General features: G+C 68.3%; 19 protein-coding genes. 12 read left to right on the forward strand and 7 right to left on the reverse strand.

The window, feature by feature from the left end; genetic code table 11:
* Nucleotides 1-19: 19 nt before the first annotated feature.
* Nucleotides 20-322: a 2Fe-2S iron-sulfur cluster-binding protein gene (locus tag AC1DIX_RS17705; RefSeq protein ID WP_477326222.1), complete on the forward strand. Its 303-nt coding sequence runs from the start codon at nucleotides 20-22 to the stop codon at nucleotides 320-322.
* Here AC1DIX_RS17705 and AC1DIX_RS17710 read toward each other — a convergent pair.
* On the reverse strand, nucleotides 319-1,209 hold the full coding sequence (locus AC1DIX_RS17710) for an alpha/beta hydrolase family protein (RefSeq protein WP_477326128.1): 891 nt from the start codon (nucleotides 1,207-1,209) through the stop codon (nucleotides 319-321). The two genes, AC1DIX_RS17705 and AC1DIX_RS17710, sit on opposite strands and share 4 nt — an antisense overlap.
* Nucleotides 1,210-1,350: 141 nt before the next feature.
* Between AC1DIX_RS17710 and AC1DIX_RS17715 the strand changes: the two genes are divergently transcribed.
* Both AC1DIX_RS17715 and AC1DIX_RS17720 read left to right on the forward strand, forming a co-directional pair.
* The gene (locus AC1DIX_RS17715; protein WP_442123205.1) at nucleotides 1,351-1,533 is read left to right on the forward strand and encodes a hypothetical protein; all 183 of its coding nucleotides are present in this window, start codon (nucleotides 1,351-1,353) and stop codon (nucleotides 1,531-1,533) included.
* Nucleotides 1,530-1,769 (forward strand): hypothetical protein, encoded by a 240-nt coding sequence (locus AC1DIX_RS17720; protein ID WP_477326130.1) that lies wholly within the window; start codon nucleotides 1,530-1,532, stop codon nucleotides 1,767-1,769. Before AC1DIX_RS17715 ends, AC1DIX_RS17720 begins: the two co-directional genes overlap by 4 nt.
* Here the strand turns inward: AC1DIX_RS17720 and AC1DIX_RS17725 are convergent.
* Nucleotides 1,742-1,963, reverse strand: coding sequence for a hypothetical protein (locus AC1DIX_RS17725; protein WP_477326132.1), 222 nt, complete (start codon nucleotides 1,961-1,963; stop codon nucleotides 1,742-1,744). The genes AC1DIX_RS17720 and AC1DIX_RS17725 overlap by 28 nt on opposite strands.
* Nucleotides 1,964-2,158: 195 nt before the next feature.
* On the opposite strand from AC1DIX_RS17725, the gene AC1DIX_RS17730 reads away from it, so the two are divergent.
* Together AC1DIX_RS17730 and AC1DIX_RS17735 are read left to right on the forward strand one after the other, a co-directional pair.
* Nucleotides 2,159-2,296, forward strand: coding sequence for a hypothetical protein (locus tag AC1DIX_RS17730; RefSeq protein WP_442123202.1), 138 nt, complete (start codon nucleotides 2,159-2,161; stop codon nucleotides 2,294-2,296).
* A gap of 70 nt (nucleotides 2,297-2,366) precedes the next feature.
* On the forward strand, nucleotides 2,367-2,738 hold the full coding sequence (locus AC1DIX_RS17735) for a hypothetical protein (protein ID WP_442123201.1): 372 nt from the start codon (nucleotides 2,367-2,369) through the stop codon (nucleotides 2,736-2,738).
* Nucleotides 2,739-2,761: 23 nt separating this feature from the next.
* Here AC1DIX_RS17735 and AC1DIX_RS17740 read toward each other — a convergent pair whose 3' ends face one another.
* From AC1DIX_RS17740 to AC1DIX_RS17750, 3 genes are all read right to left on the reverse strand, one after another.
* Nucleotides 2,762-2,977 carry a hypothetical protein gene (locus tag AC1DIX_RS17740; RefSeq protein ID WP_442123200.1) on the reverse strand — a complete coding sequence of 72 codons (216 nt, stop codon included), beginning with the start codon at nucleotides 2,975-2,977 and terminating at the stop codon, nucleotides 2,762-2,764.
* Between the two features lie 160 nt (nucleotides 2,978-3,137).
* Nucleotides 3,138-5,981, reverse strand: coding sequence for a bifunctional diguanylate cyclase/phosphodiesterase (locus AC1DIX_RS17745; protein WP_477326134.1), 2,844 nt, complete (start codon nucleotides 5,979-5,981; stop codon nucleotides 3,138-3,140).
* A 121-nt stretch (nucleotides 5,982-6,102) separates the two neighbouring features.
* Nucleotides 6,103-6,831 (reverse strand): spermine/spermidine synthase domain-containing protein, encoded by a 729-nt coding sequence (locus AC1DIX_RS17750; protein ID WP_477326136.1) that lies wholly within the window; start codon nucleotides 6,829-6,831, stop codon nucleotides 6,103-6,105.
* 99 nt (nucleotides 6,832-6,930) lie between these two features.
* Between AC1DIX_RS17750 and AC1DIX_RS17755 the strand changes: the two genes are divergently transcribed.
* The 7 genes from AC1DIX_RS17755 to AC1DIX_RS17785 all read left to right on the forward strand — a co-directional run bounded on the left by AC1DIX_RS17755 (nucleotide 6,931) and on the right by AC1DIX_RS17785 (nucleotide 15,613).
* Nucleotides 6,931-7,206 carry a hypothetical protein gene (locus AC1DIX_RS17755; RefSeq protein WP_477326138.1) on the forward strand — a complete coding sequence of 92 codons (276 nt, stop codon included), beginning with the start codon at nucleotides 6,931-6,933 and terminating at the stop codon, nucleotides 7,204-7,206.
* A gap of 7 nt (nucleotides 7,207-7,213) precedes the next feature.
* Complete coding sequence (locus AC1DIX_RS17760; protein WP_477326140.1) at nucleotides 7,214-8,386, forward strand: GGDEF domain-containing protein; 1,173 nt, start codon at nucleotides 7,214-7,216, stop codon at nucleotides 8,384-8,386.
* A gap of 78 nt (nucleotides 8,387-8,464) precedes the next feature.
* Nucleotides 8,465-9,424 carry a Ppx/GppA phosphatase family protein gene (locus AC1DIX_RS17765; protein WP_477326142.1) on the forward strand — a complete coding sequence of 320 codons (960 nt, stop codon included), beginning with the start codon at nucleotides 8,465-8,467 and terminating at the stop codon, nucleotides 9,422-9,424.
* Nucleotides 9,425-9,443: 19 nt separating this feature from the next.
* On the forward strand, nucleotides 9,444-10,229 hold the full coding sequence (locus AC1DIX_RS17770; protein ID WP_477326144.1) for a substrate-binding periplasmic protein: 786 nt from the start codon (nucleotides 9,444-9,446) through the stop codon (nucleotides 10,227-10,229).
* Nucleotides 10,230-10,236: 7 nt separating this feature from the next.
* On the forward strand, nucleotides 10,237-13,821 hold the full coding sequence (locus AC1DIX_RS17775; protein ID WP_477326146.1) for a hybrid sensor histidine kinase/response regulator: 3,585 nt from the start codon (nucleotides 10,237-10,239) through the stop codon (nucleotides 13,819-13,821).
* Entirely contained in the window at nucleotides 13,818-14,948 is a 1,131-nt protein-coding gene (locus tag AC1DIX_RS17780; RefSeq protein ID WP_477326148.1) for a response regulator, read from the forward strand. The genes AC1DIX_RS17775 and AC1DIX_RS17780 overlap by 4 nt, the downstream gene beginning before the upstream one ends.
* Nucleotides 14,949-15,034: 86 nt before the next feature.
* Nucleotides 15,035-15,613 carry a hypothetical protein gene (locus AC1DIX_RS17785; protein WP_477326150.1) on the forward strand — a complete coding sequence of 193 codons (579 nt, stop codon included), beginning with the start codon at nucleotides 15,035-15,037 and terminating at the stop codon, nucleotides 15,611-15,613.
* Nucleotides 15,614-15,678: 65 nt separating this feature from the next.
* On the opposite strand, the gene AC1DIX_RS17790 is transcribed toward AC1DIX_RS17785, so the two are convergent.
* Nucleotides 15,679-16,002: a hypothetical protein gene (locus tag AC1DIX_RS17790; RefSeq protein WP_477326151.1), complete on the reverse strand. Its 324-nt coding sequence runs from the start codon at nucleotides 16,000-16,002 to the stop codon at nucleotides 15,679-15,681.
* 275 nt (nucleotides 16,003-16,277) lie between these two features.
* Nucleotides 16,278-16,925, reverse strand: coding sequence for an ABC transporter ATP-binding protein (locus AC1DIX_RS17795; protein ID WP_477326152.1), 648 nt, complete (start codon nucleotides 16,923-16,925; stop codon nucleotides 16,278-16,280).
* Nucleotides 16,926-16,992 lie beyond the last annotated feature (67 nt).

Below are 16,992 nucleotides of genomic sequence, written 5' to 3' on the forward strand. Positions count from 1 at the left end.
AGGTACAATCGGCAGCATCATGAGCGACGCCACGATCACCTTCCAGCCCGCCGGCTGGACCGTCCACGCACCGGCGGACACGACCATCCTGCACGCCGCCGAACAGGCCGGCATCGACTTGCCGAGCTCCTGCCGCAACGGCACCTGCCGCACCTGCATCTGCCGCCTGGCGAGCGGCAGCGTGCGCTACCTGGTCGAGTGGCCGGGCCTGTCTTTCGACGAGAAGAGGGAAGGCTACATCCTGCCCTGCGTCGCCGTGCCGGTGGGCGACGTGGAAGTCGAGCAGCGCCTGGCGAAACGCCTGAACGCTCAGGTGGACTAGCGGGCCAGGGCCGACTCGATCGCCCGCAGCACCAGCGGCCAGGAATGCGAGCTGGCCGCGACCTCGTCGTAGTGACTGGCGCCGGGCAGGATCACGACCTCGGCGGCGTCGCCAGCGGCGCGGGCGCGGGCGGCGAAGTCCTTCGCCACGCGCGGCGGCGAGATGCGGTCCAGCTCGCCCGTCACGAGGATGGTGTGGCTGCCGTTGGGCAGCAGGTCACCGGCATTCGTGTCGGCGAAGACGTCGGGGCGCTTGTCGCTGGGCGCGCCGGTCAGCTGGCCGATCTCGCGGTCGCAGCTGGACTTGATCAGGGCCTGCTCGCGGCGCAGGTCGGCCAGGCCGCCCAGGCTCACCACCTTCTTCACTGGCAGCGGATCGGGCTGGTAGAGCGGGCTGGTGTCCGGGATGCGCGGCCGGCCCGCCATCCATTGCACCAGCTGGCCGCCGGCCGAGTGGCCGACCGCGACCAGGCGGTTCAGGTCGAGCGGATAGCGGCGCGCCTGCTGGGCCAGCATGGCCAGGGCCGCGTTCATGTCCTGGTAGGTGCCCGGATAGCCGCCGCCGGCCTCGTCGACGCGGCGGTATTCGACGTTCCAGGAAGCGATGCCGCGCTCGGCCAGCGCCGCCGCCAGGTTGCGCAGCTGAATGACGCCGCCGAATTCCTTGGTCCAGCAGCCGCCGTGCACCAGCACCGCCACCGGGAAGGGACCGGGGCCGCCCGGCACGTAGAGTTCCGCGTACTGCGAAGGCGCGCTGCCGTAGGCGAAGGTGGCGTTAGGAACCGGCCCCTTCAGGGCCATGTAGTCGGCCAGGGTCATCGGTTTTGGCGGCGCGGCGCCGGCGGCGGCGCAGACGAGGGCGAAGGCGGCGGGGAGCAGGCGCAGCATGGGGGCGATCATCCAGTGTAAAAACGGCAAGAACGCCATCATACCAACACCGCGCACGATTGAAAGCCGGCCCCGTTCCAACGTGCTAGGCTGCGCGAAAACGTCAACCGTTCATCACGTGTTCACTCGAGGAGAATTGCTATGACCCAATCGAAATCCAGCGGCAACCAGAACAAGCAGTCGGCCAACGATTCGGAAGAGGATCTGGCCAAGCGCCGTGCCGGCGTGAATCCGGACAAGAGCAGCCATAACGAGAAAACCACCGTCAAGGCCGGTAAAGGGAAGGGCGCCGGCGGCGGCGCGAAGCAAAAGGAATCGCGATGATGGGAGCGATTCCGGTAGCTACTAGCATGGTGGAACGCGAGCTGATGCCGGCCCTGCGCGCCCACACCACGCCGGATCCGACCGACCCGGACCAGCCGCCTCCGCAGCCGAGTCCGGATCCTGACGACGTGCCGGCGCCGTCCCGCGCGCCGGTCGAAGAACCCGGGATKCCCCAGCCGCCGATCAAGGCCGGCCAGGGCGCCCGGTATCAGGGCTTGCCCGGCTTGCCCTGCTGATTGCCGGCGTCGCCGGTATCCTGCTGGGCGCCGCCGAAAGGCGGCGCGGAACGCTGCGGCAGCGGCGGGATCTCCTTGATCATCTCATTGGTTTCGTGCTGGCCCGGCGTGATCTCGCCGCTGCCGATGTCGCCTTCGTGCATCATCGGCGGCCCTTTTGCGGCTGGGTCCGGCTTGGGGATGGAAGTGTTCATGGTGCTCTCCTTGTGTTGGCGGGTTGTCGCGTTGAGATCATCCTAGCAGCCAGCCGCACCCTCCGGCGCTCGATAGGCGCCCACGGCGTGTTGCTTTATCGATACAAAATCGACACTATGTATGCGGGCGCACATAGTGCCTCAAGGAAACTTTCTATAATGGTCCATCGGTCAATCACTCTCGGGGAGGACAGCATGGGCAGCACCTTATACAACAAGATCTATCTCGGAAGAAGCTCGCTGCTGGGCTCGCGACGCATGCAGGCGGCGCTGGCGCTGGGCGCGCTGGCCGGGGCCGGCCTGGTGTGGACGGCCGTGTGCGTGCTCAGGTAAATCAAGCGGAAGTTGCGGGAGAACCCGGGCCGCCTTACCATGGCGACCTTTGCTCCCAATGAAAGTCTGAATGAAGAATGAGAAACTGACGGGCGACGAATACGACGCCCTCGAATTCATCCGGCGCGGTGCCCGCAACGACCGGGTGAATGCCTGCGTCGGCCGCAACGCCAAACGCCTGTCCGGCCTGAAACTGGTGCAGTATGGGAAGAACGGCAGCCTTTCCTTGAGCCCGAAGGGGCAGGAAGTGCTATTTCTGAAGCGCTGTATCGAAGCGCTGCGCGCGCTGCAGCAGGATCCGGCGAGCGCACTGGATGAGGATGTGGTGCAGTTCCTGAGCCGCAAGTCGCACATCGCCGCACTGGAAGGCGGCGGCTACGAACTCACCGAACGCGGCCGCGAATCTTTGGCCGACATCAGCGCCCAGGATCCACGCAAATAAGCACGCAAATAAGCGCGGCGAAATCAGTTCGAACGGCGGCGGTGCGGATACACCAGGGTGCGCACCGCGATTTCGGCCGGCACGTTCATCGCCGCCAGGAATTCGGCGGCGCGCTGCAGGCCCAGGGTCGGGATCGATGCTACCGCCTGGTTGACCAGGTCGCGGGTACGCATGTCGGTACGCGGCCTGCGGTCGGCCACGCTCTCGATGGCGCCCAGTCCGCCAGTCTCGTAGTTCATATCATCCCTCGTTATTATGCGCACGGCATTATTGCCAAACGTTCACTACTATTGTATGGGAACGATATTATTTCTGCCACAAAAAATTTCAGATAAAACAAAGAATACAAGGCCTTAGCGGCCTTTGTTCATGCAGAACGATGCAATTGTGATGTAATCGTCAGGCCACCGCGGCTTGCGGCTCATCGTCGAAGGCCGCCAGGCCGCGGCGCTGGCGCAGCAGTTGTTCGAATTCGTGGGCCGGCAGCGGACGCGAGAAGTAATACCCCTGCATTTCGTCGCAGCCCTGGTGGCGCAGGTAGTCGAGCTGCTCGGCCGTCTCCACGCCCTCGGCGATCACCGACAGGCGCAGGTTGTGCGCCAGCGCGATGATGGAGGCGACGATCGCGGCATCGTTGGCATCGTGGCTGATGTCGTTCACGAAGGAACGGTCGATCTTCAGCACGTCGATCGGGAAGCGCGACAGGTAGGAGAAGCTCGAGTAGCCGGTGCCGAAATCGTCGATCGAGAGCTTCACGCCCAGCGCCTTCATGCGGTGCAGCAGCTCCACCGCCGGCGTGACGTCGCTCATGAACAGGCTTTCGGTCAGCTCCAGCTCCAGGCAGGCGGGATCGAGTCCGGTGTCGATCAGCACCTGTTCGATGCCCGGCACCAGGTCGGTCGCGCTGAACTGGCGCGCCGACAGGTTCACCGCCACCCTCAGCTTGCCCAGGCCCGCGTCCTGCCAGATCTTGTTCTGGGCGGCCGCGGTGCGCATCACCCAGGCGCCGATCGGCACGATCAGGCCGGTGTCCTCGGCCACGCCGACGAAGCGCGAGGGCGGCACCATGCCCAGCTCCGGATGCTTCCAGCGGATCAAGGCCTCCATGCCGACGATCTGACCGGTCTTCAGGTCCACCTGCGGCTGGTAGTGCAGCACGAATTCGTTGCGCTCCAGCGCATTGCGCAGCGCGCTCTCGATGCGCACCCGCTCCAGCGATTCCTCGTTCATCGCCGGCGTATAGAACTGGAAGTTGTTGCGGCCCAGCTTCTTGGCGCGGTACATCGCGATGTCGGCGTGCTCGATCAGGTTCTCGGCCGACGTGCCGTCGCTCGGATAGGCCGCCACCCCGATGCTGCAGGTGACGAAGAATTCCTTCGGCCCCAGCATGACCGGCTGGGCCACCGAATCCATCACCCGCTGCACGATGTCGCTGGTCAGCGGCTGGTCTTCGTGCTGCGACAGGATCACCACGAATTCGTCGCCCGACAGGCGGGCCACGGTGTCGGTGTCGCGCAGCGAGCCGCGCAGTCGCGCCGCCACCGTCATCAGGAGCACGTCGCCGGCCTTGTGGCCCATGCTGTCGTTGACGAACTTGAAGCGGTCCAGGTCGATCAGCATCACCCACACCGGATGGCCGCTGCGGGTCGCATAGGCCACCGCCTGGCCCAGGCGGTCCTGCAGCAGCGAACGGTTGGGCAGGCCGGTCAGCACGTCGTGCTGGGCCACGTGGTGCACGCGCTGCTCGGTGATCTTGCGCGCCGTGATGTCGCTGCCGGTGCCGCGGTAGCCCGTGAAGCGGCCGTTGTCGTCGAACATCGGCTGGCCGCTGACGCAGAACCAGCGCTCCTCGCCGTTGTCGTCGAGGGCGCGGTATTCCAGGTTCTTGAAGGGTTCGCGCGCCTGGATGGCGGCCAGGTGTTCGCGTCCCGATTCGTTGTCCGCCATGCCTGACACGAATTCCCAGCGCGTCTTGCCCAGGAGGCGCTCGACGGCGATGCCGGATTTTTCCGTGAAGTGGCCGGTCATGGCGACGAAGCGCAGCTGCTCGTCCTGTTCCCAGTACCAGTCGGAGGACATCGCCACCAGCTGGCGGAAGCGCTGCTCGCTTTCCTGCAGCGCCTTTTCGGTGCGCTTGCGGGCCAGTACGTCGTCGATCAGGCGCTGGTTGGTGAGTTTGAGGTCGGCGGTGCGCTCGCGCACCAGTTCCTGCACCTTGCGCGCGCGCTGGCCGGCGGCCTGCACGAAAGCGGTCAGCAGCAGGGTGGACAGCAGCCCGCCGGCCAGCAGCAGCGACGAGGCCAGGTGGTCGGCCAGATAGGGCTTGGGCGCGGCGGCGGCTTCCACGGTCCAGGTCTGGCCGGCGGCCACGAAATGGTCGAGCGAGCGCGCACCGGCGCGCGCCAGCCAGCGCATCGGCGGCAGCTCGGGCGCGGCGGCCTCGCGTTCGTCGTGGTTGGCGTAGACCATCGCGGCGGGGAGGGAGCGGGCGCCGATATAGAGCTTGAGCAGCATGCTGCGGTCTTCCAGCAGGCCGGCGCGCGCCAGGGTGGAGCGTGCCAGGGTCTGCACGTCGAGCACGGCGGCGGTGTCGCCCAGCAGGCGGCCGGCCGGGCCGTAGACCGGCATCACCACCTCGAAGCTGGGCCTGCCGCCCGGGTCCTGGGCCAGGTTCAGCAGGCCGGTGGCGGCCGCGTGTCCGCTGGCATGGGCGCGCGCCAGGGCCCGCGCCACTTCATTGTTCACGCCCACGTTCAGGCCGAAGGCCGGCTCGTTGCCTTGCATCGGCTCGAGGTAGTCGACCACGTTGTAGCGCGGCCGGCGCGGCGCCGGCACCAGGCGGCCGTCCTGCATCTCGTGCAGGACGGTGCCGGGGCGCACCCGCTGCAGCTCGGCTTCGAAGGCGGCGCGTTCGCTGTCCTCGACCGCGCGGTGGAAGTTGAAGGCCTTGATGTAGGGATTACGCAGCAGCAGCGGATTGGTGAAATCGCGGAACTGCGAGCGCGTCACCGGCTGCACGGTGGCGAACAGCTGGTTGGTGACGTTCAGGACTTCGACCGCCTCGTCCATGCCCTGGCGCAGGGCGGCCACGCGCACGGTCGCGCCCTGTTCGAAGGCGAGGGTCCGGTTGTCGATCTCGAGCTGGTTGACCGCTGCCGTCAGCACGGCGGTCGTGACGAGGCCGCCCCCAAGCGTGAGGGCCGCCGCAAGCGTAAGCGAAAGCTGCAGTCGTCGACGCGGCATCCAAAGTCCTATAGTGAAATTACTTGCTCAAAGGCATGTGGGCGGGGCCAAGTTTGTCACAGAAAGGCTTGTTTCCGCAAACAAATTGTCTCTCAGAAGCAAGTAGCGGACCCAGGTGTGGCTAGCCCAAAACACTGCGCCATGCCATCCGAATAAGGTTGAGGCGTATGCATAGACGGTTCAATAATGGCGGGCGCCGCAGCACACGCGCCGCGTGTCCAGCGTCGCTGGCGGCGGCAAACAGGATGTGGTTGTTGCCGGCCACCTTGTCGAGCCGGCAGGTGCGGTCGTCGAAGGCCCGGTCCAGGGCGTCCAGCACGTCGGCGCGGCGCGGGTCGTAGCTGAAGACATTTGCCACCAGCACCCCGTCCGGCCGCAGGAGGCGCCGGCAATCCTCATAGAAGCGGCGGCTGGACAGGGCCGGCGGCAGCCCGGCGGCGTCGAAGCCGTCGACCACGATCACGTCGGCGATCGCGCCGCCGGCGCGGGCCGCGGCGGCCATCCATTCGGCGGCATCGGCATGGATCACGCTGAAGCGCTCGTCGTCGGGCGGCACCAGGAAGTGCTCGCGCAGGGCGATCACGTCGGCGCGCAGTTCGAGCACGGTGATGCGGCAGTCCGGAAACCGGCGCCGGCAGTACGTGGCCATCGATCCGCCGCCCAGGCCGACCATCAGGATGTGGCCGGGGTGGGGCATGAACAGCGGAAAGCACATCATGGCGCGCGCATAGGAGAGCACCAGCGCGTGCGGGCGCGACAGCCGCATCGCGCTCTGGATGTCGCCCGGCGTGAACTCCAGTGTACGGCGGTCGCCCTCGGTGCGGACCAGCGGCTTCGAATGATTCGGCATGGCCGGCAGTATACGATGCGGATCGCGGCGAGTCCGGTCCGGCTTGTTGCAGAGGATAAGTTTCTGATAAGCTGGCCGCCGCAGCCTCACGGAGACCTCATGTTCCTGGACCATCCCACCATCACCGCCACCAACAGCCAGACCGAGCCCGACCGTATCGAGCGGCTCGACCGCGTCTATGGCTACGCGATGGCGCTGGCCGACGTGGATGGCGACGGCGGCTTCGTCGAGAAGCTGAACCAGCTGCACGACCACAAGGGCACCCTGATCGTGTTCTGGCACGAAGCCCCGAGCGAAACCCAGATGCAGTACTGGGCGCGGGCCTGGGCCAGCAAGGTCGGCGACGGCACCGCCGCCGTGGTCCACGAGATCTGAGGCGGCCATGGATTCGACCACCATCGTCCTCGCCCTGGCCCTCGGTAACCTGGCCATCTGCGCCGCACTGTTTTTCTTCGAACATGGAAATGGCCGTCCGGCGGCCCTGTCGACCTGGGGCTGGTCGCGCCAGATGCAGGCGGCCGGCTGGCTGCTGCTGGCGATCGGCGGCGCCAACGTGGTGCCCGAGCGGCTGGCCTTGCCGGTAGCCTACGCCCTGGTGATCGCCGGCGTGGCCTGGGAAGCGGGGGCGCTGTGGGAACGCGCCGGCGGACGGCGCTGGCGCAGCATCACCACCCCGGCGCTGGGGCTGGCGCTGGTGGTCTTCCTGTTGTGCTACTGGATCGACGAGATCGGCCTGCGTGCGCTGGCATCCTCGCTGATCCTCGGCGCCTTTTATCTGTCGGCCGCCGGCGCCCTGGCGCGCGGCTGGGCCGGGGCCTCGATGCTGCGCCGCTTCCTGGCGCTGGCGACCGCGCTGCTGGCCCTGGTGGTGGGCATGCGCGGCGCCCTGGTGCTGCTGGCGCCGTCCGGCTGGGGCTGGATGAGCAACGAGCTGCTGCGCCAGCTCTACTCGGCGGCGCTGTACCTGCTGATGCTCCTGGGCGGCTTCGGCTGGCTGCTGCTGGGCCGCGAAAGCCTGGAGGACCAGCTGGCGCGCCTGGAAGTGGTCGACCCCCTGACGGACGTCACCAACCGGCGCGGCTTCTTCAAGGTGCTGGCGCCGTGGATGTCGCTGGCGCGCCGGCCCGGCGCCCCGACCGCGCTGGTGCTGTTCGACTTCGACCAGTTCAAGCGCGTCAACGACAGCTACGGCCACCCGGCCGGCGACGTCGTCCTGCGCAGCCTGCTCGAAGTCTGCAAGCGCCAGCTGCGCGACAGCGACCAGCTGGCGCGCCTGGTCGGCGTCGAATTCGCGATCCTGCTGCCGCGCACCAGCGAGCAGGACGCCGCCATGGTCGCCGAGCGCATGCGCGCCGCGATCGCCGCCACCCCGGTCAAGACCGAGCGTGCGATGGTCACCCTGAGCGCGAGCTTCGGCGTGACCACGATCCGCGCGGACGACAGCAGCGTGACCCTGCTCGCGCGCGCCGACGAAGCCCTGCGCACCGCCAAGGCGGCGGGACGCAACCGCGTCGAGCTGGCGCCGCCGGCGCCCGCCGTTCCCGCCGAGGTCTGAGGCGATGCGGACCGGGCCTGTCATCGAACCGTCATCCGGGCCCGCTATCGTCTCGCCGAACAATTCGCCGGAGCAGCCATGAACGACCATTATCCCGACCCATCCGCGCCAAGCTATGCCGCCCTGGTGCTCGGTTCCGACAGTTTCCGCCTGCTGGTGGCCAGCTACCGCGACGGCGTCCCGCTGGAACTGGAGAGCGAGCACGTGCCGCTGCGCCTGGCCGCCGGCCTCGATGCCAGCGGCTGCCTGAGCCAGGAGGCGATGCGCGACGCCCTCGAGTGCGTGGCGCGCCTGCGCGAGCGCCTGCGCGCCCGCCAGCTGGAAGCCGTACGCGCGGTCGCCACCTCCACCTTGCGGATGGCGCGCAACGCCCATCTGTTCCTGCCCGCGGCCCAGCAGGCCCTCGGCCATGAAGTGCGGGTGCTGTCCGGCGAGGAAGAAGCCATCCTCACCTGGATGGGCGTGGCCGGCGCCGCCCCCGCCGGCGCACGCACGCTGGTGCTGGGCATCGGCGGCGGCTCGACCCAGTTCGCGCTGGGGCAGGGCATGCGCGTGCGGCGCGCCGGCTCGGTGGCGCTGGGCACGGTGCGCCAGGCCCTGACTTTCTTCGGCAACGGCCGCATCGACGCCGTGTCTGTCGCGGCCGCGGTGGCCTCGGCACGCGTGCGCATGGCCGACCATGCCGCCGACTACGCACCCGGCACGCGCGACTGCGTGTACGGCGCCTCCGGCACGGTCCGCACCCTGGCCCGGCTGGCGCGCGAAAACGGCACGCACGGCGGCGCGCCGGCCGGCGCCGACGGTGTCAGCCGCGCCGACCTCGAACAGCTCGGCGCACGGGTGCTCGAGCATGCCGGCGGCGGACGCCCGCTGGCCGGACTTGGCCGCCTGCTGCTGCGCGACGTCGCCGCCGCGCTGGCGATCCTGCTGGCGCTGATGGAGGAGCTGGAGATCCGGTCGCTGCTGGAAACCGATGCCGGCCTGCGCTGCGGGCTGCTGCATGAGCTGCACCGGCAGCGGCAGGTGCAGGCGGCCTGAGTCAAATCCGACCACCGCCATGCAGCGTTCGTTCACCACCGGCTTCCTCGTTTCCAGCCTGCTGGCCGGCGGCCCGGCCGCGGCTGCGGGCAAGCCAGGCATTCCGCTCTGCTTCGAGCGCCAGGAAGTACTGCCCTGGCGGACCCTCGACGGCGGCGGCCTGAACTTCGAACTGCTGAACGAGGTGGCGCGCCGCACCGGGGTCGAATTCGATTACCAGAGCATGCCGTGGAAGCGTTGCCTGGCCCAGCTCAAGGCCAACCAGGTCGGCGGCGCCTTCGCCGTCAGCTTCTCGCAGGAGCGGCTGGCGCTGGGCGCCTATCCGGGCGGGCAACAGGCCGACACGGAACGCCGCATGCATGTCGACCGCTACCTGCTGGTGCGGCGCAAGGGCAGCCGCGTCGACTGGGACGGCAAAAGCTTCCAGAACCTCGACGGGCGGATCGGCTTCCAGCTCGGCTATTCGGTGGGCGACTTCCTGCGCGCCCAGGGCGTGCAGGTGGACGAGGGCAGCCAGCGTGCCGACGAACTGCTGCAGAAGCTGGTCTCCGGCCGCATCCATGCGGCGGCGCTGGGCGGCGCCGATGCGGTGCGCCTGGTGCGCGGCCCGATGGCCGAACAGCTCGAGGTGAGGCCGGTGCCGCTGGTCGAGAAACCGTATTACCTGATGCTGTCGCACGATTTCGTGGCGCGCCAGCCGGCGCTCGCGGAGCGGATCTGGAAGGCCGTCGCCGAGGTCCGCAACAGCCCGGCTTACCGCAAGCGCGAGCGCGAGCTGAGCATCGTCCCGCAATCCGGAAGGTGACGTGCGCATGGCGGACCCCGGCATCGAGCGCAGCAACAACGCAGTAGACGTCCGCCGGCACCGCGCGCGCGGCCCTGGCGCGCTGGCGCGCCGGCTCGGCGAAGGCTGGCGCCAGAACGTCGTGTTCCGGCTGGGCGCCGGCATCGTGCTGGCGGTCGCGCTGTCGACCGGCGTCTATACCACCTATGTGATGCAGACCCAGCGCGAGGAAGCCAATGCGCGCCTGCAGGAGCGCGTCGAGCGCCAGGCCGCGGTGCTGTCGCAGGCGCTGGCGAGGCCGCTGTTCGACATCAACAGCGCGGCGATTTCCTCGGTCGTCGATTCGCTCGGCGCCACGCCCGAGATYGCGATGCTGCACGTGCTGGCGCCCAGCGGCGCCGTGCTGGCCGCCCTCGGCAGCGACGACGGGGCGCCGGGAACGATCCGCGTGGCCCGCAAGATCGTCTACCGCGACGGCGCCCGCGACTATCACGTCGGCAGCATCGCCCTGGCATTCTCGCGGCGCCAGATCGACGAGGACCTGCGCCGCCAGATGGTGCAGACCGTGACCGCCAACCTGCTGCTTACTCTCGCCATCGTCGTCTGCGTACTGCTGGTCGGACGGCGCATGACCCAGCCCTTCACCGACATCCAGGAAGCGCTGGAGAAGCTGGCGCGCGGCGAGACCGACATCTACCTGTCCGGCATCGGCCGGCGCGACCAGATCGGCCGCCTGTCGTCGGCGGTGCGCAGCTTCCGCGATACGCTCAACCGGCTGCGCCGCGCCGAGCAGGTCACCAACGGCCTGCTGCGCGAGAAGAGCACCATCGAGCAGCAGCTGCGCGAACTGAACGAAGACCTCGAGCAGAAGATCGCGGCGCGCACGCGCGAGCTGCTGAATTCGATCCGGATCGCGCGCGACAGCCAGGAAAAGCTGCAGGCCATCGTCGACACCGCCCTCGACGCGGTGGTGAGGATGGACCGCCAGGGCCGCATCGTCGGCTGGAACACCCAGGCCGAGAAGATCTTCGGCTGGCGGCGCGACGAGGTGCTGGGCCTGGACCTCGACCAGTGCATCGTGCCCGAGCGCCACCGAGAGGCCCACCGCAACGGCCTGGCGCGCTACGAGCGCAGCGGGGTCGGCGGCGTGCTCGACACCCGCATCGAGACCTATGCGCTGCGCCGCGACGGCAGGGAGTTCCCGATCGAGCTGGCGATCACGCGGGTGCAGCTGGCCGCCAGCGCCGACTACGAATTCTGCTCCTTCATCCGCGACATCTCGGAACGCCGCGAGCGCGAGCAGTCGCTGGTGGCGGCCAACGTGCGTGCCGAAGCGGCCAACGTGGCCAAGTCCGAGTTCCTGGCGAACATGAGCCACGAGATCCGCACCCCGATGAGCGCCATCATCGGCATGGCCTATCTGGCGCTGCGCACCGAGCTCTCGCCCAAGCAGCAGGATTACGTGGGCAAGATCCATCGCGCCGCGCTGTCGCTGCTGGGCATCATCAACGACATCCTCGACTTCTCCAAGATCGAGGCCGGCAAGCTGGACGTCGAGCAGATCCCCTTCTGCCTCGACGACGTGCTGGCCAACGTCGCCAGCGTGACCAGCCAGAAGGCCGCCGACAAGCAGCTCGAATACCTGTTCCACGTGCCGCACTCGATCCCGCGCATGCTGGTCGGCGATCCGCTGCGCCTGGGCCAGGTGCTGATCAACCTGGTCAACAACGCCGTCAAGTTCACCCCGGCCGGCGAGCTGGAGCTGTCCTGCATGCGGCTCGACCCGGTGTCGAACGCGATGCAGCCGATCGCGGCCCGGGCCGACCGGGTCAAGCTGCGCTTCGCGGTGCGCGATACCGGCATCGGCATGAGCGAGCAGCAGCAGGGCAAGCTGTTCCGCGCCTTCCACCAGGCCAACGGCTCGACCACCCGCGAATACGGCGGCACCGGCCTCGGGCTGTCGATCTCGCAGCAGCTGGTGGGGCTGATGGGCGGCCGGATCGTGGTCAGGAGCAGCCCGGGCAAGGGCGCGACCTTCCACTTCGACCTCGAATTCCCGCTGTCCGGCGAGCCCGAACGGGTGGCGGTGGCGCCGCCCGAGCTGGACGGCGCGCGCCTGCTGCTGGTGGACGACAGCGAAGTTGCGCGCGACATCATGTGCGAGGCCTTGCAGGCCCTGCCGCTGCGGGTCGATACCGCCGCCAGCGGCCTGGAAGCCGAGGCCGCGCTGCTGGCGGCCGACGCCGGCTGCGACCCTTACCGCGTGGTGCTGACCGACTGGCAGATGCCGGGCATGGACGGCATCACCCTGGCGCGCCGGATCGCCGGCAATCCGGCCTTGCGGCATCCTCCTTCGGTCGTTCTGGTAACCGCCTTCGGCCGCGAGGAGGTGCAGCACGAGGCGGAAAGCGCCGGCATCCGCGGCTTCCTGACCAAGCCGATCGGGCAGTCGGCGCTGGTCGATACCCTGTTGGCGCTGTTCGCGCCGCCGCGCGCGCCGAACGCGCGCGGCCGCTGTGAAGAGACGGGCGACTGCGTGGCGCGCGTGCTGCTGGTGGAGGACAACCTGGTCAACCAGCAGATCGCGCTGGAACTGCTGCAGGTCCAGAACATCGCGGTGGACGTCGCCTGCACCGGCCACGAGGCGCTCGAGCTCCTGATGAGGGGCGGTCCCGAGGCCTACGACCTGGTGCTGATGGACCTCGAGATGCCGCAGCTGGACGGCCATGCGGCCACCGTCGAACTGCGCAAGGATGCGCGCTTCGACAAGCTGCCCGTGATCGCGATGACCGCGCACGCGCTGGCCGAGATCCGCGAGCGCTGCCTGCGCGAAGGCATGCAGGATTATGTGTGCAAGCCGGTGGAGCCGGAGAAGCTGTACGCGACCCTGGCGCGCTGGATCGGTTCGCAGCTGCCGCCGCCGCTGCCGCGCGCGCTCGCGCCGGAGGCGGCCGACGGGCCCTCGCTGCCGGGCCTGTCCAGCCTGTCCGGGATCGACTCGGCCTTCGGCCTGCGCCACGTGGCCGGCAATGTCGCGCTCTACGTGCAGCTGCTGGACCGCTTCCGCGCCACCCAGCGCGACGCCGGCGCCGCGATCCGCGCCGATCATGACGCCGGACGCCGGATGGAAGCGGCCAGCCGCGCCCACACCTTGCGCGGGGTGGCCGGCAATGTCGGCGCGCGCGAGCTGCAGACCCTGGCCCAGGCGGTGGAGGAGGGCCTGTCCATGGCGTCCAGCGACCGCACCCGCCTGGCGGCCGGCGTGCGCGCCCTCGAGGCCGGCGTGGACGCCACCATGCACTCGCTCGACAGTTATTTTGCTTCCCACGGCGCGCACGTGCTCGACCCGCCGGTCCCGGATGCGCAGCAGGAGAACGGCGCGGCGCCGGCCGATGCCCAGGAAGCCGTGGCCCAGCTGGGCCAGCTGCTGGCCGAATTCTCGGGCGAAGCCACCGATTACTTCGAGTCTGTGCGCGCGCAACTGGCGGCCGTGCTCGATCCCCAGGTGCTGGCGCGCCTGGAGCAGCATCTGTCGCGTTACGAATTCGAGGAGGCGCGCCAGCTGCTGCCGCAGGCGGCGGCGCCGCGTCCCGACACAGCGGGAACTTCATGACCGACACCACCAGGCAGAACCACCAGGACCTGCGGCCGACCATCCTGATCGTCGACGACACGCCCGACAACATCATGCTCCTGTCGCGCCTTCTCAAGGACAGGTACAACACCAAGGTCGCCAACAACGGCAGCACGGCGCTGCAGATCGCCAATGCGGTCCCTGGCCTGGACCTGATCCTGCTCGACGTGATGATGCCAGGTCTGGACGGCTACGAGACCTGCCGCCAGCTGAAGGCGAACCCGGCGACCAGCGAGATCCCGGTGATCTTCCTGACCGCGAACAACCAGGTCGAGGACGAAGCCATGGGCCTGTCGCTGGGCGCGGTCGACTACATCGCCAAGCCGATCAGCCCGCCCGTCCTGTTCGCGCGCGTGGCCACCCAGCTCAACCTGCGCAGCGCGCGCCGCCAGCTGCAGGAGCACAACGAGAACCTGGAAAAGCTGGTGCGGGAGCGCACCGCCCAGCTCTACCTGATGCAGGAAGCGATCATCGTGGCGATGGCATCGATGGCCGAGACCCGCAACCACAGGACGGAGGACTTCGGGGGCAAGCACATCCGCCGCACCCAGCACTACGTGCGCGCGCTGGCCCGCCACCTGCAGAGCCACCCCCGGTTTGCCGCCGAGCTCAGCGACGAGGCCGTCGAACTGCTGTACCGCTCGGCGCCGCTGCACGACATCGGCAAGGTCGGGATCCCGGACCGCATCCTGCTCAAGCCGGGCAACCTGGACCGCGAGGAATTCGAGCTCATGAAGCTGCACGCCGTGTACGGGCGCGACACCGTCATGCTGGTCGAGAAGCACATCGGCGGCAGCAACAGCTTCCTGATGTTCGCGCGCGAGATCGCCCACTCGCACCAGGAGAAGTGGGACGGCTCCGGCTATCCGCAGAACCTGGCGGGCGAGCAGATCCCGTTGTCGGCGCGCCTGATGGCGGTGGCCGACGTCTACGACGCCCTGATCAGCAAGCGCGTCTACAAGCCGGCCTTCACCCACCAGCAGGCGCTGGATGTGATGCGCAAGGGACGCGGCACCCATTTCGACCCGGACGTGCTGGACGCCTTCTTCGAGATCGAAGCGGAATTCGCCGCGATATCCGACGCCTTCGCCGACGAAGCGCATTGAGCGGGCACGGGCCGCTTGCGTGCCGCCCTTCCGGATCGGCTGCAAATCGACTATATTGTTTGGTTTGTTTGACGATGGAGTAGGGGATGGCGAGGACAACAGCCGCCGGCGCCGCCGCGAAAACGGCGCGCGCGACAGCATCGAAGGCTTCCGTGTCGCCAGCCAGGTCGGCTGCGAAGACTACCGCGAAGACCGCCGGCACCGCCAAGGCCGCGGCGGTGAAATCCGCCGCGAGCGCGCGCAAACCGGCGGCCAAGAAGCCGGCGGCCGCAAAGGGCGCCGCCACGCCGGCCGCAAAGGCAGCCAGGGCAGCGGCGAAAGCCGTCGCAAAACCGGCTGCAAAGGCGGCCGCAAAGCCCGCAGTGAAGCCGGCCGCAAAGCCGGCCGCGAAGGCGCGCGCCGGCCGCGACGTCGGGATCGTCCGGCCCGAAGCGGCCACGCAGGCGCGCCCGACCCTGGTGCGCGACAGCTTCACCATGCCCGAGCAGGAATACGCCGTCCTCGGCGCCGTCAAGCAGGCCTGCCTGAAGGCCGGCTTCGAGGTCAAGAAGAGCGAACTGCTGCGCATCGGCGTGGCCCTGCTGGGCCAGCTCGACGTGACGAGCCTGCGCGCCGTACTCTCCGGCCTGCCTCAGCTCAAGACCGGACGCCCGCCTGGAGAATGAGAGCGCGCCGCGCCGGCCCGGCAGCGTCCTGCCGCATGGACCGGCCCCGCCGCGCCCGCATCCGCTCAGTGCGTCGTCCGCCCCAAGGCCTGCGCCTCCGCCTGCGCCCGCGCCTCGGCCGTGAGCTCCTTCAGCTCACGGATCGGGATATTCGACTTCTCGTGCATCCTCAGCAGGATGGTGGCACCGACGTTCAGCTTGCGGTGCCTGATCTTGCTGATGATGGGCGGCTGCACTTCGAGCACGCGGCACAGCTCCGCGTCGTTCTTCAGCTGCATGCGTTGAATCAGGGTGTCGAGCAGGGGATTCGGAACGAAACTCGACGGCTCCAGCGCCCGGGCGCGGTGCATCGCCTCGAGCAGCTCCTGTTTTTTCTGTCGTACGCTCATGAACTCCTCCGTGATGGATGAAAATTCAAGACAGACCGACTGTTTTGGAGTGGAGAGTGAACCAAGGACGCATGGCGGCGTTGCCCTGTCTCGCCGTACCGACGTACTGTCTTCGACAGTGCGCCTTGCCCTGAGCCCTGTGTTCGACGCTCCTGCCCGACCGTATTGTGCTGACTTATGCTGGGTGGGTTTGTTGGAATGCTACTACGATTTTGTCAATCTTGACGCACTGTTCATGAATAAAAGCCCATAACTTCTGGCTTTCTGCGTGGAACTTACATTAATTTCAGCCCAGAACGTGTCAAGACGAGGACCCGATCGGCCATCGCCGCGGCGGCGTGCGAGTGGGTGACCATGATGGCGCCGGCGCCGCTTTCGCGGATCTCGGCACGCAGCAGGTGCAGGATGCCGTCCGCCGTTTCCGGGTCGAGGTTCCCGGTCGGTTCGTCGGCCAGCAGCAGGGCCGGACGGTGCACAAGGGCGCGCGCGATCGCCACCCGCTGGAGCTCGCCGCCGGACAGCTGGCGCGGGAAATCGGCGCCGCGCCCCTTCAGGCCGACGGCGTCCAGCATGGCCCGCGCGCGGGCGGTGTCGGCGCTGCCGTTCAGCAGCAGCGGCAGGGCGACGTTCTGTTCCAGGGTCAGGTGCGGCAGCACGTGGAAGGCCTGGAAGATGAAGCCCATGCGGCTGCGGCGCAACCTGGTGGCGGCATCGTCGTCGAGCGCGGACATCGGCACGCCGTCGACCACGACCTGGCCGCTGTCGGGCGCATCCAGGCCGGCGATCAGGTTCAGCAGGGTGGACTTGCCGACTCCGGATTCCCCCATCACGGCGACGAATTCGCCGGCTGCGAAGCGGTAGGAGAGATTGGCCAGCACGGTGCGGCCGCCGTAGGATTTGGTGAGGTCGACGAGTTCGAGCATAGACTGCTACTGTAGCATGCGCAGGGAATGACGTAATTCGCGTATGATGGAAAATCGTCAACATTCC

The organism is Massilia sp. 05N420, assembly GCF_056397205.1.